Here is a 26,182-nt window from a genome sequence, read left to right as displayed (position 1 = left end):
CACATGGAACTGACCGAGATCCCGGGCAACGACCTGCACCTCGACCTCGCGTCGCCGGTCATGGAGCCCGAGACCGGGTTCGACGGCATCCTGCGGATCGGCGAGGTGCTCACGTTCGACGCCGTCAAGCTCGCCGGTTCGGACCTCGACGCCCAGGTGAGTCAGCTCGTCGCCGACCACGACTTCACACTCGTGCGGATCCCGGTGAGCGTACGGCCGACCGAGGCGACCAAAGTCCGCTTCATGGCGGTCGAGATCGACATGGCGGGCGGCACCTGCTGGTCACTCGACCCCGATCGGGTCGATGACGAGATCAAGGTCAGCTCCGCCATCTCCGTTGGCGCCGGACTGAAGCCCAACGTCGTGGAGATCTCCGCCAATCACCAGCGGAGCAGTGAGTACATCATCCGCCGGCCGAGCGTGCTCGCGTTCGGCGTGGGGCTGGACGAGGCGGCCTGGGAGTTCAACCCCGCGCGGGCCGACGCGCTGGCTGGCGTGCAGCTGCTGCATTTGGTCGCGAAGACGCCGCGGGGCACGGCGCTGTCCGGCACCATCGGCATCAAGGCGGACATCGTGGCGCAGGGGCTGCTCTGGAACACCCGCGCCGTGGGCCGCGACGCGACCACTACCGTCGCCCGCTTCGGTTGACCGGGCCCGCGTTACGAAAACCGCAACCAGTGCCTGTTCTCATGCGCCGACGCCGCCGCGATCACAGGATCCAGAACCCAGTTCGACTGACCACGCCCATCGACCGGTATGCGGAAGCCTTCTTAGAGCATTCAGATGGCTGGCCGTTTGATCTGGTGAAGCCGGGAGTGTCGTTCCTCATGGCGGAGGTACACCGATGTGCTGCCCGTCGTGGTCGATGCGGACGTGGAAGTCGACCAAGCGGGGCCGGCCCAGGGTCTTCCACGGCTGACGCTGGCTGCGCGGCAGCGTGAAGCTGGCGGCGGTGAGCAGTTGGCCGGTAGCGCTGCCGGTGTCATCGGTGGTGAGGCTGGGGAGCGCGTCGGTGCTCACGGTGACGGATGGGGAGTGATCGCATGCGGAGCCGCGCCGGCCGCCTTCCCTGAAGGCCTCCGGGCGGCTGGTTCCTCCTCCGCGCGTCTGTAACCGCGTCCGCGGCGGAGTCAGCCGACTGTCCGGGTGCCGATGACGGAGAGCAGGCGCAGTTTGTCGTGGCTTTCGGAGCCGGGGGTGGCGGTGTAGACGAGCAGGTGGTGTGACTGGTCGGGGTCGAGGAGGGTCTGGCAGTTCAGCTCCAGGGGCCCGACCTCAGGGTGGAGAAAGTGTTTGACCTGGGCGGGGCGGACGCCCACCTCGTGCGTGTCCCACAGGCTGCGGAACTCCTCGCTGCGTTTCAGGAGGAGGTCGGCGTAGTGAGCCGCCCGGGAGCCCGGGCCCCTCAGCGTGGCGATCTGGCGCAGTCCGGAGGTGAACATGCGGGAGAGGTGGGCGTGGTCCTCCGGCGCGTACAGCGCGCGGGTGGCCGGCAGGGTGAACCAGCGGAAGCCGATGCTCCGTTCCGGTCCGGTGAACCGGGTGGTGTCGCCGGTCAGCGCCACGCCGAGCGGGGTCTGGCGCAAGGTCTCCCCGAGCTCGGTGACGATCTCGGCGGGGGTGTCGGCGAGGCGGTCGAGGATGCGCAGCAGGCCGGGGCCGATGTGTTCGCCGGCCGCGCCGCGGACGGGTGGGTGGTGTCCGGCCAGCCGGAAGAGATGGTCACGCTCGGTCAGGGACAGTCGCAGGCCCTGCGCGATCGAGGCGACCATCTGCTCGGAGGGTTGCGGGCCGCGCTCCCGTTCCAGCCGCGCGTAGTAGTCGGTAGACATGTGGCACAGTGCCGCGACCTCCTCGCGCCGCAGGCCACTGGTCCTGCGGCGTTGTCCCCGCGGGAGTCCGACGTCCTCGGGCTGCAGCAGCTCCCGCCGGCGCCGGAGGAAGGCAGCCAGCCCGGTCCGATCGATCTCCATTGGGTCCTCTCCTGTGTGCTCTTTTGTGCCGCTTCTATTTCTATCGCCGCTGCGGTGGCGCAGCCACGGATTGTCGATCCCCCTCTCCGGCGCATGAGGCGGCACAGCCTGCTCGACAACCGGTGCCGGCCTGGGGAAACGGCAGGAGGCCGCCGTAGCCACGACCTCCGGATCAGGGGATCGGCAGGCCCTGCACCGCGTCGGCGGGTTCGGTCACGGTGGAAGCAACGACACCGAGGGAGCTTCACCCATGCCACGCACCGACTTCGACATCACCGTCCCCGATCTGTCCGGCAAGCGCGCGGTCGTCACCGGCGCGAGCGACGGCATCGGACTCGGCATCGCGACCCGCCTCGCGGCCGCCGCCGCAGAGGTGCTCCTGCCGGTCCGCAACCCGCGCAAGGGCGAGGCGGCTCTCGACGCGATCCGTGCGCAGGTCCCCGAAGCAAACGTGTCACTGCGTACGCTGGACCTGTCCTCGCTCGCGTCCGTGGCCGCGCTGGGCAGGACTCTGCTGGCGGAGGACCGCCCGATCCACCTGCTCGTCAACAACGCCGGCGTCATGACACCGCCCGAGCGGCAGACGACCGCGGACGGGTACGAGCTGCAATTCGGCACCAACCACCTCGGCCACTTCGCCCTCGTCGCCCACCTGCTGCCTCTGTTGCGGGCCGGTCGGGCGCGCGTGACGTCGCAGATCAGCGTCGCGGCGAACCGCAACGCCGTCAACTGGGACGACCTGCACTGGGAACGCTCCTACGACGGCATGCGCCTACAGCCAGTCGAAGATCGCGTTCGGCCTCTTCGGCAGGGAACTCGACCGCCGCAGCGCAGCCGGTGACTGGGGCATCACCAGCAACCTGTCCCACCCGGGCGTCGCCCCCACGAACCTGCTCGCCGCCCGCCCCGAAGTGGGCCGTGCGCGGGACACCTGGGGCGTACGCGTCATCCGCGCCCTGTCCGCCCGCGGCATCCTCTTCGGCACGGTCCGCACCGCACCGCTCCCCGCGCTGTACGCGGCTACCTCGCCGCACGCCGAACGCGGAGCGTTCTACGGCCCCAGCGGCCCGGGCCACCTGGGCGGCCCTCCCGCGCAGCAGAAGCTCTACAGCCGTCTGCGCAGCACGAACGACGCCCATCGGATCTGGGAACTGTCCGAGGAGCTGGCCGGGGTGCGCTGCGCGTGACGGACCAGGTCAAGGTCACCGCGACGCTGTCTCGGTCGGCCGTCGCCAACGACCTGGGCCGGCAGCCGGCTCACAGTGCCTTTCCCGGGTTGAGGGTGCCGTGCGGGTCGAAGGCTGCCTTGAGACGGCGCTGCAGTGCGTGCTGTGCCGGGCCGAGTTCGGCGCCCAGCCACTGCTGCTTCAGGGTGCCCACGCCGTGCTCGCCGGTGAGTGTGCCGCCGAGGCGGAGGGCCGCGGTGAAGATGTCGCCCGCCGCGCGCCAGGCCGGGTCGGGGATCCCCGGGAGGTCCGGGTCCACGACGAGGATGGGGTGGAGATTGCCGTCGGCGGCGTGCGCGAAGGTGAAGATGCGTACGCCGTGCCGCTCGCCGGCGGCCGTGATTTCCCTTACCGCTTCGGCGAGTCGGGCCCTGGGCACGGCGATGTCCTCGATCAGTACGCGTCCCAGCCGTTCCAGGGAGGGCAGGGCGAGCCGGCGTGCGGCGAGCAGCCGGTCGGCCTCCGTCGGGTCGTCGGTGATCTCGACGGTGGCCGCCCGGTCGCGCAGCAGCGGCACCGCCAGTTCCGCCTCGGCCGCCGCGGCCCGGCCGTCGCACTGCAGGAGCAACAGGGCGCCGCCGCGCGACCGCAGATCCGTGGCCTGCGCCTCGTCCACGGCGGCCAGCACCGGCCCGTCCAGCAGCTCCGCCATGGCGGGTTCGATCCGGGCGGCGATGAGCGCGGAGACGGCCTCGGCCCCCTCGGCGAAGGTGTCGAAGGAGGCGGCGACGGTGACGGTCGTCTCGGGCACCGGCCGCAGTCGTACGGTCGCGGCGGTGATCACGCCCAGGGTGCCCTCGGAGCCGGTGAGCAGCGCCGTCAGGTCGTAACCGGTGACGCCCTTGACGGTGCGTCGGCCGGTCCGTACCGGCGTCCCGTCCGCGAGCACCACGTCGAGCCCCAGTACCGCGTCCCGGGTGACGCCGTACTTCGCGCAGCGCAGCCCGCCCGCGTTGGTCGCGATGTTCCCGCCCACGGTGGACAGCGCCGCGCTCGCCGGATCGGGTGCGTACCGAAGCCCGAACTCGCCCGCCGCGCGGTCCAGATCGGCGGTGATCACGCCCGGCTCGACGACGGCGAGCTGGTCCTGCGGGTTCAGTTCCAGGATGCGGTTCATTCGTGACAGGTCGATGACGACGCTGCCCGTCCCCGCGTTCGCCCCGCCCGACAGGCCGGTCCCGGCCCCGCGCGGTACCACCGGTATCCGCAGGGCGTCGGCGTGCCGCAGCGTTGTCCGTACGTGGTCGGCGTGCGCGGCGTGCACGACGGCCAGGGGCGCGCCCTCGGCATGGCTGCCGGAACGGTCGGCGGCATACGGGACGGTGGCCTCGGGGCCGATGGTGAGGACGGCGTCGGGCAATTCGCCGCGGAGTGCGGTCAGCAGCGCTTCGGCGTTACGGGGGCGCGACGCCAGGGGGAGGGTCATGCTGGTGCCTTTCCGGGCCGGGCTGCCCTTTCGTGCTGGGCGCTCCGTGTCTCCAGTGCCCGCTCGCCGATGGTGAGCAGGGCGGTGTCCGCCTGCGGGGCATGCACCGGGGCGCACTGGATGTCGCGGAAGTGACGCTCAAGGGGGTTGTCGCGGGTCAGGCCCGGGTTGCCGAGGAGGCGGACGGCGAGCTGGACCGCCTCGGTGGCGTGCCGGTCGGCCAGGACGCGGGCGCCCAGGGCGTGTTCTGGTGCGTAGGTGTCATCGGCCGCGTCCACTCGCTCGGCGCCGCCGAACACCAGTTGTTCGGCCGCATCGAGGCGCAGGGCGATCTCGCCCGCCGTGCGCCGGAAGCGTTCCGTACGGGCCACAGGATGACCGAGGTTGGCGGGCACCCGCTCCTGCGCGAAGCGGTGGAAGTACTGCTGCGCTGCACGGGCCACGCCCAGGTAGAGGGCGGCGAGCGGGAGGTGGAGGGCGGCACCCGCGCGATTGTCCTGCTCCGCGGCAGTGCTGTGCGGGGCGATCTCGACCACGTTCCCGGCCGGGACCTCGACCCCGTGCAGTGTGATGTCGTGGCTGCCGCTGGCGCGCAGTCCCAGATGGTCCCAGCGGTGGGTGACCTCGATGCCCGGGGACGCGCCGGACACGGCGAACGTACCGACGCGCGGCGTGGGCTCGTCGGTGGTGGCCCACACCAGTAGCCAGTCCAGCCCGTCCACACCGGTGGCGAAGCGCTTGCGGCCGGTGAGGCACCAGCCGGAGGCGGTGCGCCGGGCCACTGTCGCGGGCAGCCCGCCGCGCGCGGGGGAGCCCAGTTCGGGCTCCCCCCGGACGTGGTTGAGCAGTACGGGGCGGTGTGCCGCGTCGGCCAGCAGCCGTGCGTAGAGCGCCTCCGGCCAGTGCGGGCGTACCGCCTGGCGGTAGTGGATGGTGAGGCTCATCGCGGTGATCAGCGCGACCGAGGGGTCGCCCGCGCCGAGTGCGTGCAGGATGCGGGCGGTGGCGGCGACGCCGAGCCCCGGACCGCCGTACCGTTCGCCGACGGTGGCGGTGAGCAGTCCCGCCTCGTGCGCGGCACGGATGCCCTCGGCGGGGAAGGCGCCGCTGTGGTCGTACTCGGCGGCGGTGGCGGCGAGCCGCTCGGTGACGGGCGCGAGGGCCGAGAGATCGGGGACGGGGAGCAGGGCGGGAGGAGCGGGTGCGGTCATGAGGAGAGGGCCTTTCGCAGCGGGGAGTTCAGGGCGTTGCTCCAGAAGCCGCTCACCTTCGGTGTCCGCCGCAGCGCTCCCAGGTCATGGAAGGAGTCGGCGACCTCCTGCTGGGAAGCGGTGGCCCGGGCGCTCACCGGCCGCATCTCGGTGCGACGCTGCGCCTCGGCGGATCTGAACTCCGCCAGCGCCTCGTCCACCGGCTGATGGGTCGCGGCGGCGGTGACCTTCGCGAATTCCTTCTCGCGGCCGTCGCGGACGTATGCGTACGCGCGGTCGATGCGGGCGAGCAGATCGGCCAGCGCCCGGCGCGCGGCCGCGCTGCCGAGAGTGCCGTCGGAGGCGGTCCACAGAAAGTTGCCGGAGAGGATGTCCCTGGCGGAGCCGATGGTGCGGGCGCCCTGCTGATGGGCGGCGATGACCGAGTTGCCGTATCCGGCGAAGGCGTCGACGGCTCCGCCGTTGAGCGCGGCCATTCCCTTGTCGGGCTCCAGCGGGGCGGCGGTGATGTCGTCCCACTGGAGCCCGGCCTGCTTCAGCAGCCGGTAGAGGAAGTAGTGCGCTGTGGTGTTCTTGACGTACCCGACCTTCTTCCCCTTGAGCTGCGCGATCGTTGTGATCTTCGAGCCCTTGGGGGCCACGACCTCCTGGTTGAGCGTGTTGCCCCGCTGTACGGCGACCACCTTGAAGTTGGGTCTTCCGTCGGCGGCGGCGAAGACCGGTGGAATCTCGCTGGACTCCGCCACGTCCAGCGCCCCGGCACGCACCGCCTCCAACTGCTTGTCGCCGCCCTGGAAGAGACTCCAGCGCACCTGGTACGGCGTGTCGTCCAGCCCGGCGAACTTCAGCAGCGCCTCCTCCCGCTTCCAGCCGGTCGCGCCCACCCGCAGGGTGACCGACGACAGGCTGTCCCCACTGCCCCCGGCCCCTTCCGCGCTGGCCGGCCCGCCGCAGCCGGTGAGGGTGCCCGTCAGCAGGACGGCCGCGGCGGCGAGGGAGAGTGCGCGTCCGGCCGCCCGGACTCCGAGTACCCTCACGCGGCCGCTCCCGTGGCAGCGCGGTGCGCCAGTTCCTGGCGGACCAGCGGCAGGACATGACGGCCGTAGTCGATCGCGTCGTTGAGCGGGTCGTAGCCGCGGATGGAGAGCAGTTCGCAGCCGATGTCGACGTAGTCCAGCAGCGCCTTGGCGACCGTTTCCGGGGAGCCGACCAGTGCGGTCGAGGCGCCGGCGGCATTGGTGGCCGCTGCGGGCGCGGTCCACAGGCAGCGGTCGTGCACCTCGCCGCGCTCGGCGGCGGCCAGCAGCCGCTGCGAGCCGACGTTGGCCGGGGTGCCCTGGCCGACCGCCGGATAGTGCCGCTGCGCGGCGCGCTCCGCGTGCCGGGCCTTGACCGTGCCCAGGATGCGGTGCGCCTTCTCCCAGGCCAGCTCGTCGGTGGGGGCGATGATCGGGCGGAAGGAGACCCAGATTCGGGGCCGCGGCCGACCCGCGGCATCCGCGTGCACGTTCACAGAGGCGATCTGCTCCGCGGTCTCCTTCAGCGGCTCGCCCCACAGCCCGAAGATGTCGCCCTGCTGCCCGCCCACCCGGTAGGCGTCCTCCGAGGAGCCGCCCACCGAAATGGGGATGGTGTCCTGGTACGGCTTCACATCCGAACGGAAGCCCTCGAAGCGGTAGTACGGGCCCTCATGGGAGAGCGGCCCGTCCGCCGCCCACACCTTGCGCAGGATCTGTATGTACTCGTCCGAGCGCGCGTAACGCTCGCTCTTGCCCAGGTAGTCGCCCTCGCGGCGCTGCTCCTCGTCGTTGCCGCCGGAGATGATGTGCACCGCCAGCCGGCCCTTGCTGATCCGGTCCAGCGTGGCCAGGGCGCGGGCCGCGTGGGTCGGGAAGATCACGCCGGGGCGGTGTGCCAGTACCGGCTTGATGCGCTCGGTGTGGTTCGCGACGAACTGCGCCAGTTGCAGCGCGTCGGGAGCGGCCGAGTGGTACGTGACGAGGGTGTAGTCGAAGCCGCCGTCGTCCAGGGCACGGGCGTAGCGGCGGGCGTAATCGGGGTCGATGCCCGACCCGGCCGTGGGGTCGCCCTCGGTGGCGGGGTTGGGGTGGACAGCGCTGATGAACTCGACGGGCATGGCGGGGTCACTCCTTGAAGAGGCTGGGGTCGACGTGGTCGGCGAGCTGCGGATTCGGGGTGAGGACACCGATGCGGTGCATGGTGTCGCCGACCTGCTGCACGTCCCGGGTCACCCGGTCGCTCACCGGCAGCAGATCGCTGTTGGACTGGCTCACCAGCGTCCTGGCGATCTCCGCGGAGGCGCCGTTCTGCTGCCGGATGGCCTTCGCGTACTCATCGGGGTGCTTCCGGGACCAGGCCAGCGCCTTGTCCAGACGGCGCAGGAAATCCGAGATCGCGGCCTTCTTGCCCTTGTCGGCCAGCGCTTTCTCGGAGGCGCCGAGGAAGCCGTAGCCGCTGATGCGTCCGTCGGTGCCGTTGACGAGGAGACGGCCGCCCTGCTGCTCGGCCGCTGCCTTGTAGACGCCGAAGGTGGCCCAGGCGTCGATCTTCCCGGAGGCGAAGGCGGCCTGGGCGTCGGTAGGCAGCAGGTACTGGACCTTGACGTCGGAGTAGCGCAGCCCCGCCTGCTCCAGCACGTGCGCAAGCAGGTACTCGGCGATGGAGCCCTTGGCCGAGGAGACCACGACCTTCTTCCCTCTGAGGTTCTTGACGCTCCGCACCGGCGAGCCCTTGCGGACCACGATCCCGGTATGCGAGCCATCGTTGTGCAGCGCGCCCACCGCCTTGACCGGCACCCCGCCGGAGAGCGCCTGCAGCGTGGGGAGGTCGGCCGCGTACGAGGTGTCCGCCGCGCCTGCCTGTACGGCCTGGAAGAGCGGCGCGGCGCCTTCGAACTCCGCCCACTTCACCTTGTACGACGTCCCCTTCAACGCTCCGGAGGCGGTGAAGAGGGTCTGCAGGTTCCTGGCCTGGTCGCCGAGGGTGAGTGTCACCTGTGACGTGCCCGTACCGGACGCCGCCTCAGTACTGCCGCCGCAGGCGGTGGCGGCGAGCAGCGCGGTGACCGACAGTGCGGCGCCCAGCACTCGCACCGCGCGTGGGTTCGTACGGCTGGTCGTGCGGGTCATACGGTCGTCGCCTCTTTCTGATGTTCCTGGCGTTGCTGTCGCTCCGGGCCTCCGTGACGTGCGGCGGCATCGCGGACGCCCAGTCGGTCCAGCAGCTCGCCACGCAGCCGTACGAACTCGGGAGAGCCGAGGTCGCGCGGCCGCTCCAGGCCGACTTCCGCCTCGTACGCGATCCGCCCGCTGTCCATCACCAGCACCCGGTCGGCCAGCAGCAGTGCTTCCTCCACGTCGTGCGTGACCAGCAGGACCGAGCAGCCGTGCCGCTGCCACAGGTCGGCCACCAGCCGCTGGGCCTTGCCGCGGGTCAGTGCGTCCAGCGCACCGAACGGCTCGTCCAGCAGCAGCAGTTCGGGTTCACGGACGAGCGCCCGGGCCAACGAGACGCGCTGGGCCTGACCGCCGGAGAGCGTCTTGGGCCAGGTGCCGGCGTGGTCCTCGATGCCGACCTCGGCGAGGTAGCGCCCGGCGAGCGCCCGGTCCGGTGTGCCGGGCAGGCCGAGCACGACGTTCCGCCACACCCGCAGCCACGGCATCAGCCGCGGCGTCTGGAAGGCCGCCGACCGGCGCTCCGGCACGCTCACGTCACCGTCGGCCTCGCCGTCGAGACCGGCGAGGATCTTCAGTAGCGTCGACTTTCCGCACCCGCTCTGTCCGAGCAGAGCGACGAACTCGCCCTGCCGGATGGTGAGATCGAGGCTGTCGATGACGGTCGTGCCGCTGAAGGCGCGGCTGAGGCCGTGCACCTGGACGCTGTTCTCACTCTTTTCGCTGTCGGCCGTGTGCACTGTGGTCACTCTCCTTCGCCCTCGAAGGACGCCCGCCAGGCCAGCAGCCGCCGGGACAGCAGCCGTACGGCGAAGTCGCACAGCAGCCCCAGCACTGCGTAGACGGCGAGGCACAGGACGATGACGTCGGTCTGGAAGTACTGCTGGGCGTTGCTCATCAGATAGCCGATGCCGGCGTCCGCGTTGATCTGCTCGGCGAAGACCAGGGCCAGCCATGCGGTGGACAGCGCGTACCGCAGCCCCACCAGCGCGCCGGGCAGTGCGGACGGCAGGATCACGTACCGGATCAGGCCGATGCGGCCGAGCCCCAGCATCCGGCCGGCCTCGATCAGTTGGGCGTCGGCGGACCGGATGCCGCCGTAGATGTTGAAGTACAACGGGTATGTGACACCGAGCGCCACCAGCGCGATCTTCGGAGTCTCGTCGATTCCGAACCAGACGATGAACAGCGGAATGAGCCCCACCCACGGGATCGCCCGGAACATGCCCATCGACGCGTCGATGACGTCCTCGCCCAGCCGGAACAGCCCGGCGGCGAGCGACAGCGCGAGCGCGACGACCGCACCGATGAGGAAGCCGGTCGCCGCGCGTCGGCCGGAAGCGGCGATGGCGTGCGGCAACTCGCCGGTACCGGTGAGGTCGACCGCGCGCTGGACGACATCGATCGGAGAGGCCAGCACGGATTCGGGCAGCAGCCCGGTGGTGCTTGCCAGGAACCAGACAGCCACCAGCCCGACGGGTCCGGCAACCCGTCGCACACCACGTGGCACACGCCGGGCGGGGCGCTTCTCCTCGGGAGTGGCCGGCTTGGTGACCGGAGTGCTCCGGTTCGCCGCGGCGGTCGGTGGCGGCGGCGCGGAGGAGGACGCCGGCGGGGAGCTGCCGGAAACGGCGGTGGGCGGGGAGGACATGGAGAGCCTCTCGGTCGGGGGGGGAGGAGTGTGAGTGGGATACGGGAAGTGGGATGCGGGGTCCGCACGCGGTGTCCTATCGGTGCGGCTCAGCCCGGTTGTGGTCCTTCCGCGACAGGCCGTGCGGGGTCGGCGGACCAGGCGGACCAGGAGCCGGGGTAGAGGGCGGCCGGGATGCCGGCGTGGGCGAGGGCCGCGATCTGGTGGGCCGCTGTGACGCCGGAGCCGCAGTAGACCCCGACCTCGGTGGCGCCGTCCGCGCCGAGTGCGGCGAAACGCAGCGCGAGCTCTTCCGGGGGGCGGAAGGCACCGTCGGCGGTGAGGTTGTCGCCGGTCGGCGCGGAGCGGGCGCCGGGGATGTGCCCGGCACGCGGGTCGACGGGCTCGCTCTCGCCCCGGTACCGCTCGGCGGCCCGGGCATCCAGCAACACACCGGTACGGGCCACCCTGGCGGCCGCTTCGGCGTCCAACACCGGCAGGTGCCCCGGTGTGAGCACGATGTCGCCCGGCTCCGGAGGGACGGCCTGGCCGGTCTCCGTGCGCAGCCCTGCCGCACGCCAGGCGCCCAGCGCTCCGTCGAGCAGTGTGACCTGCTCGATCCCTGCCCAGCGCAGCAGCCACCAGGCGCGGGCAGCGGCCGTGTTGCCGTTGTCGTCGTACACGACCACCGGGTGGCCCGCGGAGAGTCCCCAGCGGCGAGCCGCCGCCTGCAGGGCGGCGACGTCCGGCAACGGATGGCGGCCCGCGTCGGACGTGGGCGGAGCGGCGAGCTCGGTATCCAGGTCGACGTAAAGAGCGCCGGGTATGTGCTCCTTGAGGTAGTGCCCGTGGCCGTCCGGATCGCCGAGCTGCCACCGTACGTCGAGGACCACGGGCGCCGGGTCGTCGGTGTGCAACCGGGCGTAGAGCTCGGCCGCGGTGATGAGGACGGGAGCGGTGAACCAAGGCGTCGGGGCGGTCATCCGAGGTCCTCCGTGGCGGCGATGGACGGCAGCTCGGGAGAGAGCCGCAGGCGCTCCAGGAAGAGCACGACGGTGGCAGCGGCCGTACGGTGGGTGACATCGTTGAGGACGTCGTGTCGTGTACCGGCCAGGCTCACCAACTCCGCTCGAGGGAACGGCCGGTAGGCATGGCGGGCCTCCTTGAGGGGGCTGACCGTGTCGTCCGCACCGTGCAGCCCGAGCACCGGAAGCGTGACCCGGGCCAGTGCGGGCAGCTCCGGCGGCGGCGCGTCCGCCAAGGCGCGGCGCCGGAACGTGGTGTCGGCGGAGAGCTGGCCCTGGTGCGTGGGGCATGCGGTGCGCTGCGAGAGTTCGCTCTCCCAGTCCGGGGCCGTCGCAATGGAGTGCGGTCCGGCGGGCAGCCCCGCGAGGACCAGCGCGTCCAGGCCAGGGGCGGCACGCGCGACGAGCTGCGCGGCGTACGACGCCCCGGTGTCCGAGCCGACCAGTACCCGCGGCCCGGGCAGCGTTTCGTCGCGCAGCAGTTTGGCGGCCTCGTCGGTGACCGCGGCCGGGTCGAGGGTGGCGTCCCCCAGGGCCCGTACGCGATAGCCGTCAGCAGCGATTCGGCGGCCGAACCGCTCGTACACGCCGCCGTGTTCACCACGGCCGGGGAGCAGGACGAGGGTGCCGCGCGGCGCGATTCCCTCCGGTTCGTCCCAGGAGTGGACAGGCTGAGGAGAGCTCATGGTGACTCGATTCGTCGAAAGGTCGAAAGGCCGAAAGATCGAAAGGTCGAAAAGCGGAGTCGAAGGCCCCGCGGCGGGGGAGCCGTTGTGCGGAACGACGGGCTACAGAGATCGCCACAGACCTGGCGATGCAGCGGAGTACCGACACAGCGAAGTGCCGACACAGCGACGTAACGACCCGGAACTGCCCGGCGTTGGGAGCGGGCGCAGCAAGGGGAAAAGGTCTCCTTCGCCCTGCGTTCCCGCCGGGCGAAGAGAAAGGAAAAGGTCAGCGACAGCGCATCGCGCACACGCGGCCGAAGTCGACCACGCGCCGCTGCGTCAGCCAGGTGCCCGCGCCACAGCACACCACGGCACCGGCGGCCGACGGCCCGGTTCCGGCGTGGTGGAGGCGCGGCTCGCAGGCCGGCGCGATGGCTGTACGCAGCATGCGCTCAGCATGCCGGAGGCGGGAACCGTACGTCCAACGACGATTCGCCATCAAAATCGATCACGATTCATAATCAATTACTGCTAGCCTCGGCCCATGCGACCGACCCTGGACATCGTGGCGCTGCGCAGCCTCGTCGCCGTAGCCGACTACGGCGGCTTCCACCGCGCAGCCGGTGCGCTCGCGCTCAGCCAGTCCGCGGTCAGCCAGCACGTCCGACGGCTGGAGAAGACTCTCGGCGCTCCCGTCGTCGAACGCGACGGACGCAGAACCCGGTTCACCGCCCACGGCACCCAGCTCCTCGAAGAAGCCCGGCTGATCCTCGGTGCGCACGACGGCGCCGTCCGCCGACTGCTCGGCGAAGACGGGCCCGCGGCCGCGACCGTCGTCATCGGTGCCACCGAGCATGGTGCCGACCAGATCCTCCCGGTGCTCACCGAGGCGGTGCGGGCGGTGCGTCCGGGTGCCGAGGTCCGGGTACGGATCGACCGCTCGGTACGCCTGACGGACGCGGTCGAGCGCGCCGAAGCCGACCTCGCCGTCTACGTCACCGAGGCAACCGCCGCCGCGGGCACCCCTGTTGGTGCCCTCCCGTTGCGCTGGTACGCGGCTCCCGGCTGGACGGCGTCCGCCGCCGCCCCGCTGCCACTGGTCGCCATCAACGAGCCGTGCGTCATCCGCCGCCGTGCCCTCACGGCGCTGGCCGCCCATGACATCCCGGCCACCGTCGTCGCAGAGGCCGGATATCTCGCGGGTGTCCTGGACGCCGCCCGCGCCGGGCTCGGCGTCGCCCTGCTCGCGGTTCCCGGCGGCCAGCACCCCGAGGGACTCGTCCCGCGCGACGACCTCCCCGCCGTCTCCCCGGTCCCGCTCAGCGCGCGCCCCCGGCGCGGCGCCGACCCCTCCCTGACCGGCACCGCCATCGAGGCCGTACGCGCCCTCCTCGCCTCCCGCGAGACCGACCGCGCGGCATGATGCAACGGCCGCATGGCGCCGCTACGAAGGTGCCATCGCGGCAGCGGCCAGGCGCTCCACCCTTGGCACGACCGGCTCTTGACGCACGGCCAGCTGCGCCGGCATGCGGAACGGTCTGACCGGCAGGGACCGACGTTCACCGTCGGTCCCTGCCGGTCCTCGTACCCCCACCGGGCGGATCTCGCCTCAGCCGATGGGTTCCGGCATCGGCCGTACGTCGTAGGCGACCCGGATGGTGTCACCGGTGGCGGGGTCGCCCAGTTCCACCCGCCAGGCGTCGGCGAACTGGTCGACACCCGAGGTCATGGGGATGGTCCCGGAGATGAGGACGGTGCCGGGCGTGAGATCGCCGCGGGAGCTCAGGACGTCGGCCCAGTAGGCCGGGGTGAGGAGCTCGGCGAGCGTGCCGTGCTGTATTTCGGTCTCCTTGCCGTCGTGGGCGACCCAGGCGCGCAGGGTGAGTGCGTCGAGGCGCGATTCGACATCGGCCAGGCGCCAGGCGCGCCGTCCGAGGACATCGGGAGAGGCGTTCTTGCTCCAGGCCACGCCGTGCACTTCGAGGTCGCGGTCGGTGTGGTCGCAGGCGGCCGTGAGCAGCAGTTCCCCGTCGTCCGCCACGATCAGCGCCCACTCCGCCTCGCCCGAAGTGCGCCCGTGCTGGACCGCTACGCACTCGGTCTGCTGGGCAAGGTAGGGGGGAACGGGGTAGAGGGCGGGCGTCACGGAGGGGGCAGGGACACCGAGTTCGGCGAGTTCGGCGACATGCGCGGCGACATCCTCCTGATTGCGGCCGGCGTATCCGGCGTTGAAGACCTGTATGACGTCGACCTCGCGTGTCGATCCGTCGGGCAGTTCGAAGGTCAGCACAGCCACGGGGTACTCCCAGAGATCGAGATCGGATTCCGGTACGGGAAGCGAATTTCTCCGCGGTTAAAACGGTTAAGTTCTTGCGCGGAGGCTTGCGCATACGACCTGTATACAGGAAGTATGCCGACAGGTCGATGTCCCCCGACGCAAGGATGGGAACCATGCACGACACCCCGAAGGGCGGGCCGACGGCGTCCGAGCGGCGCTCCGGCGTCCGCCGGGCCTTCGCCGCGAGCCTGACCGGCACGGCCCTGGAGTGGTACGACTTCGCTATCTACTCCGCCGCGGCGGCCCTGGTCTTCGGCGACCAGTTCTTCCCGTCCAAGGACCCGCTCACCGGCACCCTCCTCGCGTTCTCGACCTACGCGGTCGGCTACGTCTCACGCCCGCTGGGCGGGTTCGTCTTCGGCCGCCTCGGCGATGTGATCGGCCGCAAGAAGGTGCTCATCGCCACGCTGATCCTCATCGGCGCGGCCACGTTCCTGATCGGCCTGCTGCCCGCGTACTCCACGATGGGTGTCGCCGCCCCGATCATCCTGGTCGTGCTGCGATTCGCGCAGGGCGTCGGTGTCGGCGGCGAGTGGGGCGGTGCCGTGCTGTTGTCCAGCGAGTTCGGCGATCCACGGCGCCGTGGCTTCTACGCCTCCGCCGCCCAGGTGGGTCCGCCCGCGGGCAATCTCCTGGCCAACGGGGTCCTGGCCGCCCTGGGCGTACTCCTCACGGAGGCCCAGTTCGAGTCGTGGGGCTGGCGCGTGGCCTTCCTCCTCTCCGGGGCCCTGGTCGGCTTCGGACTGTGGATCCGGGTGAAGCTGGAGGAGACCCCGGTCTTCAAGGCCATGGAGGCCGAGCAGTCCCGGCCCGAGGCCCCGATCCGCGAAGTGTTCACCACGCAGCCCCGCGCCCTGATCGCCGCGATCCTCTGTCGCGTCGGCCCCGACGTGCTGTACGCGATGTTCACCGTCTTCGTCCTGACGTACGCCACCCAGGAGCTGGGGATGGAGCGCGGCTCCGCCCTGGCGGCCGTTCTGATCGGCTCCTCGCTCCAGGTCGTCCTCATCCCGCTGGCCGGCGCCGTCTCCGACCGGATCAACCGCCGTCTGCTGTACGGCGGTGCCACCGTGGCCGCGGGCGTGTGGCCGTTCGTGTTCTTCCCCATGGCGGACGGCGGCTGGCTCCCACTGGCTGTCGGCGTCGTCGTGGCCCTGGCTGTCCACTCCTTCCTGTACGGGCCGCAGGCCGCCTTCATCGCCGAGCAGTTCTCGCCCCGGCTGCGCTACACGGGTTCCTCGCTGGCGTACACCCTGGCCGGCATCATCGGCGGCGCCGTCGCCCCACTGCTGTTCACCGCCCTGCTCAGCGCGTACGACAGCTGGGTGCCGCTCGCCCTGTACGTCACCCTCGCCGCGGCCGTCACCGTCATCGGGGTGTACCTGGGCCGGGACCCCGAAGCCGCCGTCGACGAAGACGCCCGACTCGCCGCGCCGACCGCCGAGGCCGCGGCAGACGCCAACTGATTCCCTCGGTTCCCCGGCGAGCCATCGCCTCATCCCACCAAGGAGCAGACCGCCATGCGCATCGCCCTGAGCCAGCTCACCACCGGCCCCGACCCCGAGAAGAACCTGCGGCTCATCGAAGAGTGGACGCGGCGCGCAGTGGACGCCGGAGCCCGCGTCGTCGTCTTCCCCGAAGCGTCGATGGCCTGCTTCGGCACCCCCCTGGCGCCACTCGCCGAGCCGCTGGACGGGCGGTGGGCGGACGGGGTGCGGGAGATCGCCAGGGCCACGGGCACGATCGTCGTGGCGGGCATGTTCACCCCCGCCCCCGACGGACGCGTGGCCAACACCTTGCTCGCCACGGGACCCGGCGTCGACACGTCGTACGACAAGATTCACCTCTACGACGCCTTCGGCTACGCGGAGTCGGACACCGTCGCCGCGGGCTCGCGGATCGTCACCATCGACGTGGACGGCGTACGGATGGGCCTCGCCACTTGCTACGACGTCCGCTTCCCCGAGCTGTTCCGGGCCCACGCCGACGCCGGCGCGGCGGCGACGCTGCTGGCGGCCTCCTGGGGCGCCGGCCCCGGCAAACTCGACCACTGGGAGCTGCTGGTGCGTGCCCGGGCCCTGGACGCCACCGTTTGGGTCGCCGCGGTCGACCAGGCCGACCCAGGCACCCCGGCGGGCCCGGCACCGACGGGCATCGGGCACAGCCGGATCGTCGGCCCCGACGGGACCGTACGTCACCGCCTGGGAAGCGACCCGGAGCTGCTGGTGACCGACCTGGACATCGACGAGGTCGCCGCCGTACGCGAGAAGACGTCCGTGCTGGCCAACCGACGGCCGGAGCTGTGGCGGAGCTGAACAGGTGAGTCCGCGCCCCGTCCTTCGGACGAAGGGCGGGGCGCGGACTTCTCTCCTCGGCCCGGGCGGGTGCGTCTATCCCGCCAGCAGCACCTTGAGCGTCGATTCCAGATGGTTGTCGATCGCGGCGCACGCGGCTTCGGTGTCGCCGGACGCGACAGCGTCGAGGATGGCCCGGTGCTCCTCCAGCACCGCCTCCTGGCGCCCCTGGCGGTTGAACACCGCCGCCGTACCGGCCCTGACCTGACGGCTGCGCAAGCCCTCGTAATGCCGCTCCAGGAGGGTGTTGCCGACGGCCGAGACCAACGTCGAGTGGAACTGCTGGTCGACGGCGATGAACTCCCTGGCCTGGTCGGGGCCGGTGAGCTCACGCTGCCGCTCCAGCAGGGACTGCAGCTCCGGTACGGGGGCGCGGTCGGCCGCGATCAGTTGCTGCGCGGCATGCCGTTCGACGATTCCCCGCAGCTCCATCAGTTCCCTGATCTCCCGCCCCGTCAGCGGCGCCACTCGGGCGCCCCGCTTGGGTACCAGCTCGACCAAATCCTCGGCGGCGAGCAGCAGCAGGGCTTCCCGGATCGGGGTGCGGGAGACACCGATCCGGTCGGCGATCTCCTGCTCGGACAGGAAGACCCCTTGCATCTCGGGGTCCGTCAGAACCGTCTCCTTGAGGTACTCGTAGGCCTTCTCCCGACCGGACACCACCGCAGCCCCCTGAGGTCGCATACTTCTTGTATACGTAAGCTACCACCTGGTTTCCGCGCGGGAGACTCCGTCGCGGCGATGGTCTCGATGATGACCTGATAGCTGGTCAGCGGTCGGCCGCGCCAGTTGGCGGAGATGGCTCAACATCCGGTGCTCGATCTTGTTCCACTTCGAGGTGCCCGGTGGGAAGTGGCAGACCGTGATCTCCAGGCCGCTGTCCCCGGCGAAGCTGTGAAGGTGCTTCTTCCAAGTCCGGCGTCGGTGGGCGTTGGAGCCGCCGGCGTAAGCACGGAGCGGGGAGCATCACCCGGGCCGGCCGGGCGCCGTGGCGGGGTGGGGCGGATCGGGCACGCTCAGGGCGTAGGCGATGCCGGCGGCGGGGGCGGTGGCGTAGCCGGTGCGGAAGGCGGTCCGGTAGGCGTCGTCCCCGATGAGGCGGCGGGCCTGTGCCTCGCACGCCGAGCGAGCGGCGACCAGGTCGGGCGAGCCCATCTGGGGAGTGCCGATGGTCTGCCAGGTCCGCTCGGCGATGCCCAGCAGCCGGGCGGCCCGTTCGGCGTGCCCGGAGGCGACGGCCGCGGAGGCGAGCAGATCGATGATCATGGCGATGCCGAGGTTGTCATGAAAGGGCCGCTTGCCGTTGAGGGCGGCGCGGGCGTGGGCCGCGGCCTCCTCGGTCCGTCCCAGTCCCTGCGCGGCGAGGGCGCGCGTGTAATCGCCCCAGGCGCGGGCCCAGGTCTCGTCACGCCGAACGCACTCCGTGCACACGTCCTCGGCGACGGCCAACGCGTCGGCGAACTGCCCGAGGTGGATATGGACGAAGGCCCGGGTGGCCCGCGCCACGAACCACGCGATGTCATAACGCCCACGGCACGGCGGAGCGTGCGGCACCGCGTCGAGCGCCTCGGCCGCCTGCGTCTGGTGGCCGCTGATGGTGAGACTGGCGCCCTCCAGATAGGCGGCGGCGACCAGCGCGGTCCCGTCGGTTTCCCCGGCCACTGTCTCCCGGAAGACACCGGCGAGGCGCAGACTGGCCTCCGCGTCGCCCTGGGCGATGGCGGTGAGGCCGCAGGCCCACAAGGCCTTGGCACGGGCCGGTCCAGGCGGCAACTCCAGTTCAAGGGCCTGATCCAGATAGTGACGGCCTTCCCGCACGAAGCCGCAGGCGGACCAGAAGAACCACAGCGCCCCGCCCAGCTCCAGCGCGCTGTGCCCGTCCCCTTCGGCGAGGCAGAAGTCCAGCGCGGTACGCAGGTTGGCATGGTCGGCGACCGTCCGGTCGTACCAGGCGACCTGCTCCGATCCGACCCAGGCGGCGTCGGCGGCGTGGGCCAGGGCCAGATAGTGGTCCCGGTGGCGGCGGCGCACCGCCCGCTCCTCGCCCAGGCCGCGCAGCCAGAACGCGCCGAACTCGCGGAGGGTGTCCAGCATCCGGTACCGCTCCCCGGTCCCGGTGGGCACCCACTCCACGATCGAGTCCTGCACCAAGGCGGTCAGGAGGCGGGGAACGTCCTCGGCGGTCAGATGCTCGTCGGCCAGCACCCGGCAAGCGGAGTCGGTATCGAAGGTCCCGGCGAACACCGACAGTCGGGCCCAGGCCAGCCGCTCGGCCGGGGTGCACAGCTGGTGACTCCAGCCGATCGCGGTGCGCAGCGCCTGGTGCCATGGGGGTCCCTCCCTGCTCTGGGGGCACCTCCCGGCCGAAGGCTGGGGGAGAAGCCGAGAGCTTGGGGGAGGATCCGCCTCGTCCACGGCTTGCTCGGTCTCTCCGAGGACGGCGTAGCGGTCGTCCAGCCGCCGGTTCAGCTCGGCCGACGACATCTCGCGCAGCCGGGCGGCGGCCAGCTCGATGGCCAGCGGCAGCCCCTCCAGCCGGCGGCACAGCGCCACCAGCTCGCCCCGGTTGGCCGGAGTGACCGCGAAGTCGGGCACCGCCGCGGCCGCCCGCTCGGCCAGCAACTGCACCGCGTCGTTGCCCTCCGCCGCCGCGTCGTCCGCCTCCGGGACCGGCAGCGGGTCCAGGGTGATCATGTCCTCGGCGGGCAGGCCCAGCGAGCGGCGGCTGGTGACCAGAATGCGCAGCCGGGGCGCCACGGTCAGCAGCGTGGCGGCCGCCTCCCGGCAGTCCGCCACCAGGTGCTCGCAGGTGTCCCATACCAGCAGTGCCTCCCGGCCGACCAGATACTCGGCCACCACCTCCAGCATCGGCCGGGTGGTCTGGTCGGCCGGCGGCAGTGCCTCGGCGATGGCGTACGGCAGCGCCGAGCCCTGACTCACCGGCGACAGCTCCACCCACCACACCCCGTCCGCGAAGTGCGGCTGCACCTCGGCGGCGGCGTGCCGCGCCAGCCGGGTCTTGCCCACTCCGCCGACCCCGGTCACCGTCACCAGCCGCGAGCGCCGCAACAGCCGCGCCACCTGCGCCAGCTCCACCCGCCGCCCGATCAGACGGCCCCGCTGCACCGGCAAGTTCCCCAACCGCCGCTCCTCCGCCACCTCGACCGCCCCCCTTTCCGGACGCCAGCACGTCATTCGGCCACAGATGTCCAGGTGTTATCAGAAACCGGAGTCTCCCGCGGCAGTTCGGTCACTGTGGCCACGGCTCGTCGCCCGGGGTGGGAGAGTGCCCGGTTACCCGGCTTCCTTCTCAGGAGAAGTTCCCTGCCCGTGGGGGAGGGGTGGTGAGGGACGGGTGTGGGGGAACCGGTTCGTGTGAGGGCGTGCCGTGTCCGCGAACCGTGCGCCATCGCTGGCGGCGCTGACGGCCGAAGCGCCTCACGCGCTGTCCGCCCGCGACCGCCCCGCGACCGCCCCGCGGGCGGCGCCGGGCCGGGCGGCGATGGGTACGACGCCGTCCTCGCTCCGGCCGGCCCCCGGCTCGTCATCAGGCCGAAGACCGCGGCCGTGATCCTGGGCTCGACCACCACCAGCGGCACCCCGATCGCGGTGCCCAGGCCGATGCCGACGTAGCCCACCGGTTCCTCGCCGCGGATCTCCGGAAGTTCCTGAAGGGCGTACAGGATCGCCCGGTACTCGGGCACGGCGAGCTCCGCCAGGCGGGCGTTGTACGGGACGACGATCGGGCCTTCCGGCTCGCCCGCCGCCTGCGCCGTGCGCAGCTCGGCCATCTCCTGCTCGTCGCGCGCGGTGCGCGGCCGGTCGCCGTGACCGGGCGCGTCGATGACGGCGACATGAAAGCCGCAGCCGGTCACGAGAAGGTGAGCGCGGCCCACCATCGGCGGTGAATTGCAGAGAGTGCATAGGTGTTGCTTCTCGGGAGTGCCTTGTGGTCGAGACGCTCCCGGCAACACCTACGTCAATCGCCGACCGTGACGGGAAAGGGGGAGCACACCCACGTCGATACAGCGTTCATGGGGCTCACCTCCTCGGGCGGCGGCACAGTCAACTGCGAGCTGCAAGCCCGGATTTGGGGCGTCTGTGTGTCGAGGTGCGACTGTCGTGTCAGTGGTGTCCGTGGGCGGAGTCAGCGGCGCCGCCGAGCAGTCGAGCCACGGCCCGGAACGGCAGGGTGACGACGGTGGCGATGGCTCCGCCGATGGAACGAAGTACATCTGCGATTGCGCTCAACACTGTGGGCCTCCGTCCTTCTCCAGCGTGGTGCGCCGGTTCTGGCTTGCCGCTGTACGGCCGGTCATTGGCGCAGGTGCCCGGTGATCGGCTGCGGAAACACAGTCGGTGACTGTGAAACAGAGCACCGTCGGGATCGCGGATGATGCACGTGCCGAGCCAGCACTTGGGGCACCGGGAGGTGCCCGGAAGCAGGTGCCTCCGACGTCCGGAAAAGCGGTCCGATGGCCGTCGTATCGGGGGGGCGGTAGACCGCGACGATTTTTCACCGGGCTGTTTGCCACCAGAAGACGGGGGCAGCAGGGACTACGTGCTTCGGCCCGTAGGCACGCCCCGTGGGAGCAGTGTGACTCCCGCCCGGCGCACCTGCCTGGCCGCGCTTCCACGGGTGAACAAAGTGTCCATAGGAACGATTCGCTGACCCAGGAGCCCGGCCCATGCTCGTGAAGACGCAGAACACAGTTCAGATCGACGACCGACAGCTCGCCACCGCGGTGGAGCAGGCGTCGGACGGAGCGGCGGCGCCGCAGGGCGGCACGGAAGCGCGGGCCGCGCGGCGCCGCGCCGACCAGGCTCCCAGCCGGCCGCCGAACAAGCCCCGCGGTATCAAGCGGCAGCGCCGTGCGGCGAAGGCAGCGGCTCCTGCCGCCCCCGGGAGCCGTGGCCGGCATCCGCACGACGATGCGCCCGATACCACCGAGGACTTCCGCCGGCTGGTCACCCTGCCGGACGGTCCCGAGCGGCAGGAACTGCGCGGCCGGGTGATCAGTGCCTGGCTGCCGATGGCGGAGCGCCTCGCGCTGCGCTTCCGTAACCGTGGTGAAAACCTCGAGGACCTGCAACAGGTCGCCGCCGTGGGGCTGGTCAAGGCCGTGGACCGTTACGACCCCGCGCACGGCAACGCCTTCGAAAGCTTCGCCGTGCCGACCGTCGTCGGCGAGATCAAGCGGCATTTCCGGGACCACATGTGGGGCGTGCACGTTCCCCGCCGGGTCCAGGAACTGCGCAACCGCGTCCGCGCCGCTCGCCAGGAACTCACCAGCAGCATCGACGAGCAGGGACCCACTCCCGAGCAGGTCGCCGAGCACACCGGGATGCCGGTGGAAGACGTCCTGCTCGGCTCGCAGGCGCTGAACAGCTTCAGCCCTCTGTCCCTGGACGCGGAGCTGCAGAACAGCGACGACGGCTGCTCGCTGGCCGACACCCTCGGCACCCCGGAGGCCGGATTCGACCTGGTCCTCGCCCGGGAAACGGTCAAACCGCACCTCGACCGGCTGCCCGAGCGGGAGAAGAAGATCCTCTACCTGAGGTTCTTCCGCGACATGACCCAGAGCCGGATAGCCGAGCACCTGGGCCTGTCCCAGATGCACGTCTCCCGCATCATCTCCCGCACCTGCCGCCAGATCGCCGACCGCATCGGCGAGCCCCGCCCGGAGCGTACGGCGGCGTGAAGACGGTACGCCTGCTCACGATCCGGGCCCGGTCCGCCGCCTACCGGCTCCTGGCCCGGCGTGATCACCGCACAATGCGGCCCGCACGCGAACGCCACGCGCTCCACCGGCCGGCCACCGCCGACGACGCGGCCTGACGGCGTCCGCCCCACCGCGGCGCGGGGCGGCGGGACGGTTCATCCAGGCCGTCAGGGCATTCCTCGCCCCACGCATCCGGCCCCTCGACGAGTGTCGAGGGGCCGGAGATGAGTAGCGGGGACAGGATGTGAACCTGCGACCTCTGGGTTATGAGCCCAGCGAGCTACCGAGCTGGTCCACCCCGCTTCGGTAACGCCGCTCCTACGCGGCTCGAGCCCTCTCACCTGATCGATGAGCGGGCACATTCCCGCCAGAGCGCAGCCGCCGGTCGCCAAAACCGCGAAGAACACACCGCGCGTCCACTCGAGTGCCGGGTCCGATGTACCTCAGGCCCCTCCACCCTCTCTGTTCACAGGAGGCGCACACGCTCTGCATCGGGCGCACGTGAAGCGCGCACCCAGTCGCCCATGCACCCCTTGAGCAGTGTTGTGCGGCCCGCCATGGGCACTCGGGCCGGGACACCGCAGCCACGACTGGTGTCCAGCCATGCCAACGAAGGGGAAGTGCGATGCCAGATCCTTGCCACGGGCCCGCTCTATCAGGGGTCCTGCTGGAGCTGGCGGGCTCCCCGGGCCCCGGCGAGGGGCCGGCCCAGGCCGTCGCACGCCTCACCGGGCACAGCCTGCGCCTGTCCGGCGCCCCGGCCGGCGGCGTCCTCCTGGCCGATCGTCAGGGCCAGTTCCCGCACATGGACGCCTCCGATGACGTGGTCCGCCAACTCGTCCGACTGCAGATCGAACATACGGAAGGCCCCTGCCTGGATACGGTGCGCAGCGGCCGGCGTCACCTCGACCTGCTATTGCTCCATCCGCACTCCCGTGTCCGCTGGCCTCATTTCACCCCGCATGCCCTGGTCTGCGGTTTCAGTGCCGTCACGGCGCTACCGGTCCGCCACCGCGACCACACCTTCGGCGCGCTCAGCCTCTTCCACCGGCACCAAAGCCTCCCCCCGGCCGCCGTGGACGCCTGTCAGGCATTGGCCGATGCTGCTGCCCTCGGTCTGTCTCATCACCGTGCCTTGCGCGAAGCGCAGGAACACAACGCTCATCTGGAGGCCGCGCTCCGCTCCCGCATCCTCATCGAGCAGGCCAAAGGCATCCTGGCCGAACGCCTCCGCACGGTTCCCGCCGACGCCTTCGACCGGATGCGCCGTCACGCCCGCGCCCACCGGCAGAAACTCATCGATCTCGCCGCACAGATCATCAACGGTCCGGCGGAGACCGGCCCCTTCCCCCGTCCGCCCTGGGCTGAGCCGGGCTCTTCACCTGCCCGGCCAGTGCGAAACCGCGACACGACCGAGTCGTCCCCCATCGGCTGATCGCCAATCACCCCATGTGGAGCGCACGGGCTGCCAATGGGCCTGTCTCCCGCAGGACTTTCCGCCCCACCGGACGGTCCGCGGCTACTTCGCCAAGTGGCAAAAGGACGGCATCTTCGCGCAGAGCGTCAAGACCTCCACCAGCGTCCCCGCCACGAACCAGGTATCGACGTGGGCAAGAAAAGCGTGGGCCACAATCGCAGCACCATTACCGACCCCCTTGGCCTGCTGCTGGCGGTGCTGGTCACCGCGGCCGACGTCCAGAACTCCACCGCCGGCCAACGCCACCGCGGCCCGTGTAATGAAGGCTTACTGGCTCACCGCCGAACCATCGTCCGTGTTGGTCAAGATTCCTTGGAGGTGTCCGGGGAATCTTTGTTCCAATTCAGCTCTGCGCAGTCGCACATAGAGCTGGCGGCCGCGCTGAGAGCGCCACACGAGGCCGGCCTCCCGCAAGATGCGGAGGTGGCGCGAGGCGTTGGTCTTGGTCACGCCGAGGCCCTCGTACGTTGCTGAGCAGGCCATGTCGCTCCCCTTCGCGAGCACGTTCATCATGTGCAGCCTCGTTGGATCGCTTAGAACTTCGCCGGCCGCTCCCCGGGGCAGGTGGATCAGCGGGCGTACGGGATGTTGGTATCGCCCCCGATCGTCTCGAAAACTGCGAGGGCAGTCGGGGACATCTCCTCGCGCCAGCGCGTGTCCAGGACGACCGCCGGCGGGTGGTCACGGTAGTAACCGCGCTTGCTCGGTTCCAGGCCGGCGGTGTCCGGGGGCGGTGGCAGGCCAGGACCGGCCGGGGCGCGGGCGGCGCGTGCGCGAGCGACGAGGAACTGGGTCCCCTCGTTTCCGCCCAGCGGGTGCTGTTCGCTGTGCCAGGGGTCGAGCATCGCGGGGACGAACTCCAGGCCGAGGGAGGCTGCCAGGGCCCGCAGAGTGTCCTCGGTGCGCTCGGCGAGGTCTTCGTAGTGCACCCGCGTCACGGTGCCCGGCCAGCGAGTGGCGAGGTCTTCGGTCCGGCGCATCTGAGCGACCCACTCCGTGGTGAGTACTTCCGGTGTGGCGTCGGGATACTTGCGCAGGCCGGAGTTGACCACGGCCCGGCCGTCACGCAGCAGCACGATCAGGTGCCGGCGCACGGTCGAGAGCAGCGCACTCTCCTGCTGGTCGACCCATGCGACTGCCTTGGTCGAGTCGACGGCGAAACGGCGGCCCGTACGGCGGGCGAGCATTTCGTACACGTCGGGGCTGTCATCGGCGTGCGAGTCCGACCACACCGGACAGTCGGCGGTGCAGAAATTGCAGCCGAGGACTCTGCCCCGGTCGGTTCGGGAGCCCAGGCGGGTGCTGTTCCATGCCTCTCCCGCGAAGCAGATCCGGGGATGGGCGCCGAGTAACAGTCCGAGCAGCGTGGTGCCGGAGTGCCCTGCTCCGAAGATGAAGGCCACATCCTGATTGAGGCGTCCGCCACGAGCCACTGTTCTGCCTCCCTTGTCCCTGGGCGATTCGTCTTTGCCCTTCGGTGATCCATCCGGTCAGCGGTCCTGGGAGAGCCGATGCAGCTCGGCGAACAGGCCGCCCCGGCGGATGAGTTCGTCGAACGTGCCCTCTTCTTCGATCCGGCCGCATGCGAGGACGACGATGCGGTCGGCGATACGCGTGTTGATGAAGTTGTGGGTGACGAACACGGCGGCGCGTCCCCGGGCGAGCTCCTTGAAGCGGCTGATCACCTGGTGTTCCGCGCGTGGGTCCATGGCCGAGGTGGGCTCGTCGAGGACGAGGACGGTCGCCCGGCGGTAGCAGGCCCGCGCGACGGCGAGCCGCTGCCACTGACCGCCGGACAGGTCGTGGCCGCCCCAGAAGGACTTGGCGAGCAGAGTGGCCTGGTGCCGCAGGACTACACGAAGCGGCCGATGGCCGCCTGCGAGAACATCACCCTTGGCCGGCCCCGAGGCGGTGACGATCTCGTGCATGCCGCCGCC

General features: G+C 71.1%; 28 protein-coding genes, 1 tRNA gene and 4 pseudogenes. 10 read left to right on the top strand and 23 right to left on the bottom strand.

The window, feature by feature from the left end; genetic code table 11:
• Positions 1–3: 3 nt before the first annotated feature.
• A complete protein-coding gene (locus IG84_RS0107065; protein ID WP_031052645.1) occupies positions 4–648 on the top strand; it encodes a hypothetical protein in 645 nt (214 codons plus the stop codon).
• Positions 649–825: 177 nt separating this feature from the next.
• Here the strand turns inward: IG84_RS0107065 and IG84_RS0107060 are convergent, their stop codons facing one another.
• On the bottom strand, positions 826–1,020 hold the full coding sequence (locus tag IG84_RS0107060; RefSeq protein ID WP_031052643.1) for a hypothetical protein: 195 nt from the start codon (positions 1,018–1,020) through the stop codon (positions 826–828).
• A 110-nt stretch (positions 1,021–1,130) separates the two neighbouring features.
• On the bottom strand, positions 1,131–1,973 hold the full coding sequence (locus IG84_RS0107055) for a helix-turn-helix transcriptional regulator (RefSeq protein ID WP_031052641.1): 843 nt from the start codon (positions 1,971–1,973) through the stop codon (positions 1,131–1,133).
• Between the two features lie 250 nt (positions 1,974–2,223).
• Between IG84_RS0107055 and IG84_RS37725 the strand changes: the two are divergent.
• A pseudogene (locus IG84_RS37725) lies at positions 2,224–3,160 on the top strand (SDR family oxidoreductase).
• Positions 3,161–3,230: 70 nt separating this feature from the next.
• Here IG84_RS37725 and IG84_RS0107045 read toward each other — a convergent pair.
• From IG84_RS0107045 to IG84_RS0107015, 7 genes are read right to left on the bottom strand one after another with little or no spacing between them, the layout of a single operon-like run.
• Positions 3,231–4,625, bottom strand: coding sequence for an FAD-binding oxidoreductase (locus IG84_RS0107045; protein WP_031052636.1), 1,395 nt, complete (start codon positions 4,623–4,625; stop codon positions 3,231–3,233).
• Entirely contained in the window at positions 4,622–5,836 is a 1,215-nt protein-coding gene (locus IG84_RS0107040; protein WP_051861468.1) for an acyl-CoA dehydrogenase family protein, read from the bottom strand. Before IG84_RS0107040 ends, IG84_RS0107045 begins: the two co-directional genes overlap by 4 nt.
• Complete coding sequence (locus IG84_RS0107035) at positions 5,833–6,873, bottom strand: ABC transporter substrate-binding protein (RefSeq protein ID WP_031052632.1); 1,041 nt, start codon at positions 6,871–6,873, stop codon at positions 5,833–5,835. The genes IG84_RS0107040 and IG84_RS0107035 overlap by 4 nt, the downstream gene beginning before the upstream one ends.
• Complete coding sequence (locus IG84_RS0107030; RefSeq protein ID WP_031052630.1) at positions 6,870–7,973, bottom strand: LLM class flavin-dependent oxidoreductase; 1,104 nt, start codon at positions 7,971–7,973, stop codon at positions 6,870–6,872. The genes IG84_RS0107035 and IG84_RS0107030 overlap by 4 nt, the downstream gene beginning before the upstream one ends.
• A 7-nt stretch (positions 7,974–7,980) precedes the next feature.
• Positions 7,981–8,985: an ABC transporter substrate-binding protein gene (locus IG84_RS0107025; protein WP_031052618.1), complete on the bottom strand. Its 1,005-nt coding sequence runs from the start codon at positions 8,983–8,985 to the stop codon at positions 7,981–7,983.
• Positions 8,982–9,779 (bottom strand): ABC transporter ATP-binding protein, encoded by a 798-nt coding sequence (locus IG84_RS0107020; protein ID WP_051861467.1) that lies wholly within the window; start codon positions 9,777–9,779, stop codon positions 8,982–8,984. Before IG84_RS0107020 ends, IG84_RS0107025 begins: the two co-directional genes overlap by 4 nt.
• Positions 9,776–10,540 (bottom strand): ABC transporter permease, encoded by a 765-nt coding sequence (locus tag IG84_RS0107015; protein WP_051861466.1) that lies wholly within the window; start codon positions 10,538–10,540, stop codon positions 9,776–9,778. Before IG84_RS0107015 ends, IG84_RS0107020 begins: the two co-directional genes overlap by 4 nt.
• A gap of 40 nt (positions 10,541–10,580) precedes the next feature.
• On the opposite strand from IG84_RS0107015, the gene IG84_RS42575 reads away from it, so the two are divergent.
• The gene (locus IG84_RS42575; RefSeq protein WP_281179326.1) at positions 10,581–10,715 is read left to right on the top strand and encodes a hypothetical protein; all 135 of its coding nucleotides are present in this window, start codon (positions 10,581–10,583) and stop codon (positions 10,713–10,715) included.
• A gap of 55 nt (positions 10,716–10,770) precedes the next feature.
• Here the strand turns inward: IG84_RS42575 and IG84_RS0107010 are convergent, their stop codons facing one another.
• From IG84_RS0107010 to IG84_RS41075, 3 genes are all read right to left on the bottom strand, one after another.
• Positions 10,771–11,643: a sulfurtransferase gene (locus IG84_RS0107010; RefSeq protein ID WP_051861465.1), complete on the bottom strand. Its 873-nt coding sequence runs from the start codon at positions 11,641–11,643 to the stop codon at positions 10,771–10,773.
• Complete coding sequence (locus IG84_RS0107005; protein WP_031052609.1) at positions 11,640–12,371, bottom strand: alpha/beta hydrolase; 732 nt, start codon at positions 12,369–12,371, stop codon at positions 11,640–11,642. Before IG84_RS0107005 ends, IG84_RS0107010 begins: the two co-directional genes overlap by 4 nt.
• Before the next feature lie 268 nt (positions 12,372–12,639).
• Positions 12,640–12,801, bottom strand: a complete 162-nt coding sequence (locus IG84_RS41075; protein WP_157848839.1) for a hypothetical protein — start codon at positions 12,799–12,801, stop codon at positions 12,640–12,642.
• 96 nt (positions 12,802–12,897) lie between these two features.
• Here IG84_RS41075 and IG84_RS0106995 point away from each other — a divergent pair, with 96 nt between their 5' ends.
• The gene (locus IG84_RS0106995) at positions 12,898–13,776 is read left to right on the top strand and encodes a LysR family transcriptional regulator (RefSeq protein WP_031052607.1); all 879 of its coding nucleotides are present in this window, start codon (positions 12,898–12,900) and stop codon (positions 13,774–13,776) included.
• 186 nt (positions 13,777–13,962) lie between these two features.
• On the opposite strand, the gene IG84_RS0106990 is transcribed toward IG84_RS0106995, so the two are convergent.
• A complete protein-coding gene (locus tag IG84_RS0106990) occupies positions 13,963–14,649 on the bottom strand; it encodes a DUF2848 domain-containing protein (protein WP_031052606.1) in 687 nt (228 codons plus the stop codon).
• Between the two features lie 155 nt (positions 14,650–14,804).
• Between IG84_RS0106990 and IG84_RS0106985 the strand changes: the two genes are divergently transcribed.
• Together IG84_RS0106985 and IG84_RS0106980 are read left to right on the top strand one after the other, a co-directional pair.
• Positions 14,805–16,157, top strand: coding sequence for an MFS transporter (locus IG84_RS0106985; RefSeq protein ID WP_031052605.1), 1,353 nt, complete (start codon positions 14,805–14,807; stop codon positions 16,155–16,157).
• A 54-nt stretch (positions 16,158–16,211) separates the two neighbouring features.
• Positions 16,212–17,006 (top strand): carbon-nitrogen hydrolase family protein, encoded by a 795-nt coding sequence (locus tag IG84_RS0106980; protein ID WP_031052603.1) that lies wholly within the window; start codon positions 16,212–16,214, stop codon positions 17,004–17,006.
• A 75-nt stretch (positions 17,007–17,081) separates the two neighbouring features.
• Here IG84_RS0106980 and IG84_RS0106975 read toward each other — a convergent pair whose 3' ends face one another.
• The 5 genes and pseudogenes from IG84_RS0106975 to IG84_RS42565 all read right to left on the bottom strand — a co-directional run bounded on the left by IG84_RS0106975 (position 17,082) and on the right by IG84_RS42565 (position 21,299).
• The gene (locus IG84_RS0106975) at positions 17,082–17,729 is read right to left on the bottom strand and encodes a GntR family transcriptional regulator (protein ID WP_245659247.1); all 648 of its coding nucleotides are present in this window, start codon (positions 17,727–17,729) and stop codon (positions 17,082–17,084) included.
• A 47-nt stretch (positions 17,730–17,776) separates the two neighbouring features.
• Positions 17,777–18,002, bottom strand: a pseudogene (locus IG84_RS41785) (ISAzo13-like element transposase-related protein); the annotation flags it as partial.
• 9 nt (positions 18,003–18,011) lie between these two features.
• The gene (locus IG84_RS42570) at positions 18,012–20,186 is read right to left on the bottom strand and encodes an ATP-binding protein (protein ID WP_169749863.1); all 2,175 of its coding nucleotides are present in this window, start codon (positions 20,184–20,186) and stop codon (positions 18,012–18,014) included.
• Positions 20,187–20,593: 407 nt separating this feature from the next.
• Positions 20,594–20,950: pseudogene (locus tag IG84_RS0106965) on the bottom strand (alpha/beta hydrolase); the annotation flags it as partial.
• A 220-nt stretch (positions 20,951–21,170) separates the two neighbouring features.
• Positions 21,171–21,299 carry an LPFR motif small protein gene (locus IG84_RS42565; RefSeq protein ID WP_281179322.1) on the bottom strand — a complete coding sequence of 43 codons (129 nt, stop codon included), beginning with the start codon at positions 21,297–21,299 and terminating at the stop codon, positions 21,171–21,173.
• Between the two features lie 602 nt (positions 21,300–21,901).
• Between IG84_RS42565 and IG84_RS0106960 the strand changes: the two genes are divergently transcribed.
• Entirely contained in the window at positions 21,902–22,747 is an 846-nt protein-coding gene (locus tag IG84_RS0106960) for a SigB/SigF/SigG family RNA polymerase sigma factor (RefSeq protein WP_031052592.1), read from the top strand.
• Positions 22,744–22,884, top strand: a complete 141-nt coding sequence (locus IG84_RS41070; protein WP_157848838.1) for a hypothetical protein — start codon at positions 22,744–22,746, stop codon at positions 22,882–22,884. Before IG84_RS0106960 ends, IG84_RS41070 begins: the two co-directional genes overlap by 4 nt.
• 113 nt (positions 22,885–22,997) lie before the next feature.
• Here the strand turns inward: IG84_RS41070 and IG84_RS0106950 are convergent.
• Both IG84_RS0106950 and IG84_RS41065 read right to left on the bottom strand, forming a co-directional pair.
• Positions 22,998–23,071: transfer RNA gene (locus tag IG84_RS0106950), tRNA-Met, on the bottom strand.
• 352 nt (positions 23,072–23,423) lie between these two features.
• Positions 23,424–23,573, bottom strand: a complete 150-nt coding sequence (locus IG84_RS41065; protein ID WP_157848837.1) for a hypothetical protein — start codon at positions 23,571–23,573, stop codon at positions 23,424–23,426.
• On the opposite strand from IG84_RS41065, the gene IG84_RS39675 reads away from it, so the two are divergent.
• Together IG84_RS39675 and IG84_RS42765 are read left to right on the top strand one after the other, a co-directional pair.
• Positions 23,508–24,203 (top strand): ANTAR domain-containing protein, encoded by a 696-nt coding sequence (locus tag IG84_RS39675; RefSeq protein WP_342668410.1) that lies wholly within the window; start codon positions 23,508–23,510, stop codon positions 24,201–24,203. The genes IG84_RS41065 and IG84_RS39675 overlap by 66 nt on opposite strands.
• Before the next feature lie 13 nt (positions 24,204–24,216).
• Positions 24,217–24,482 (top strand): annotated as a pseudogene (locus IG84_RS42765) (transposase); the annotation flags it as partial.
• Positions 24,483–24,512: 30 nt separating this feature from the next.
• Here the strand turns inward: IG84_RS42765 and IG84_RS42890 are convergent.
• From IG84_RS42890 to IG84_RS0106920, 3 genes are read right to left on the bottom strand one after another with little or no spacing between them, the layout of a single operon-like run.
• The gene (locus tag IG84_RS42890; protein WP_031052570.1) at positions 24,513–24,809 is read right to left on the bottom strand and encodes an ArsR/SmtB family transcription factor; all 297 of its coding nucleotides are present in this window, start codon (positions 24,807–24,809) and stop codon (positions 24,513–24,515) included.
• Positions 24,810–24,814: 5 nt separating this feature from the next.
• Positions 24,815–25,678, bottom strand: coding sequence for a sulfotransferase (locus IG84_RS0106925; protein ID WP_157848835.1), 864 nt, complete (start codon positions 25,676–25,678; stop codon positions 24,815–24,817).
• A gap of 57 nt (positions 25,679–25,735) precedes the next feature.
• Positions 25,736–26,173: an ATP-binding cassette domain-containing protein gene (locus IG84_RS0106920; RefSeq protein ID WP_031052565.1), complete on the bottom strand. Its 438-nt coding sequence runs from the start codon at positions 26,171–26,173 to the stop codon at positions 25,736–25,738.
• Positions 26,174–26,182: the final 9 nt, after the last annotated feature.

The organism is Streptomyces ochraceiscleroticus, from assembly GCF_000720485.1.
Taxonomy (GTDB): domain Bacteria; phylum Actinomycetota; class Actinomycetes; order Streptomycetales; family Streptomycetaceae; genus Streptomyces; species Streptomyces ochraceiscleroticus.
This window is presented reverse-complemented; position numbering and strand designations above follow the sequence as displayed.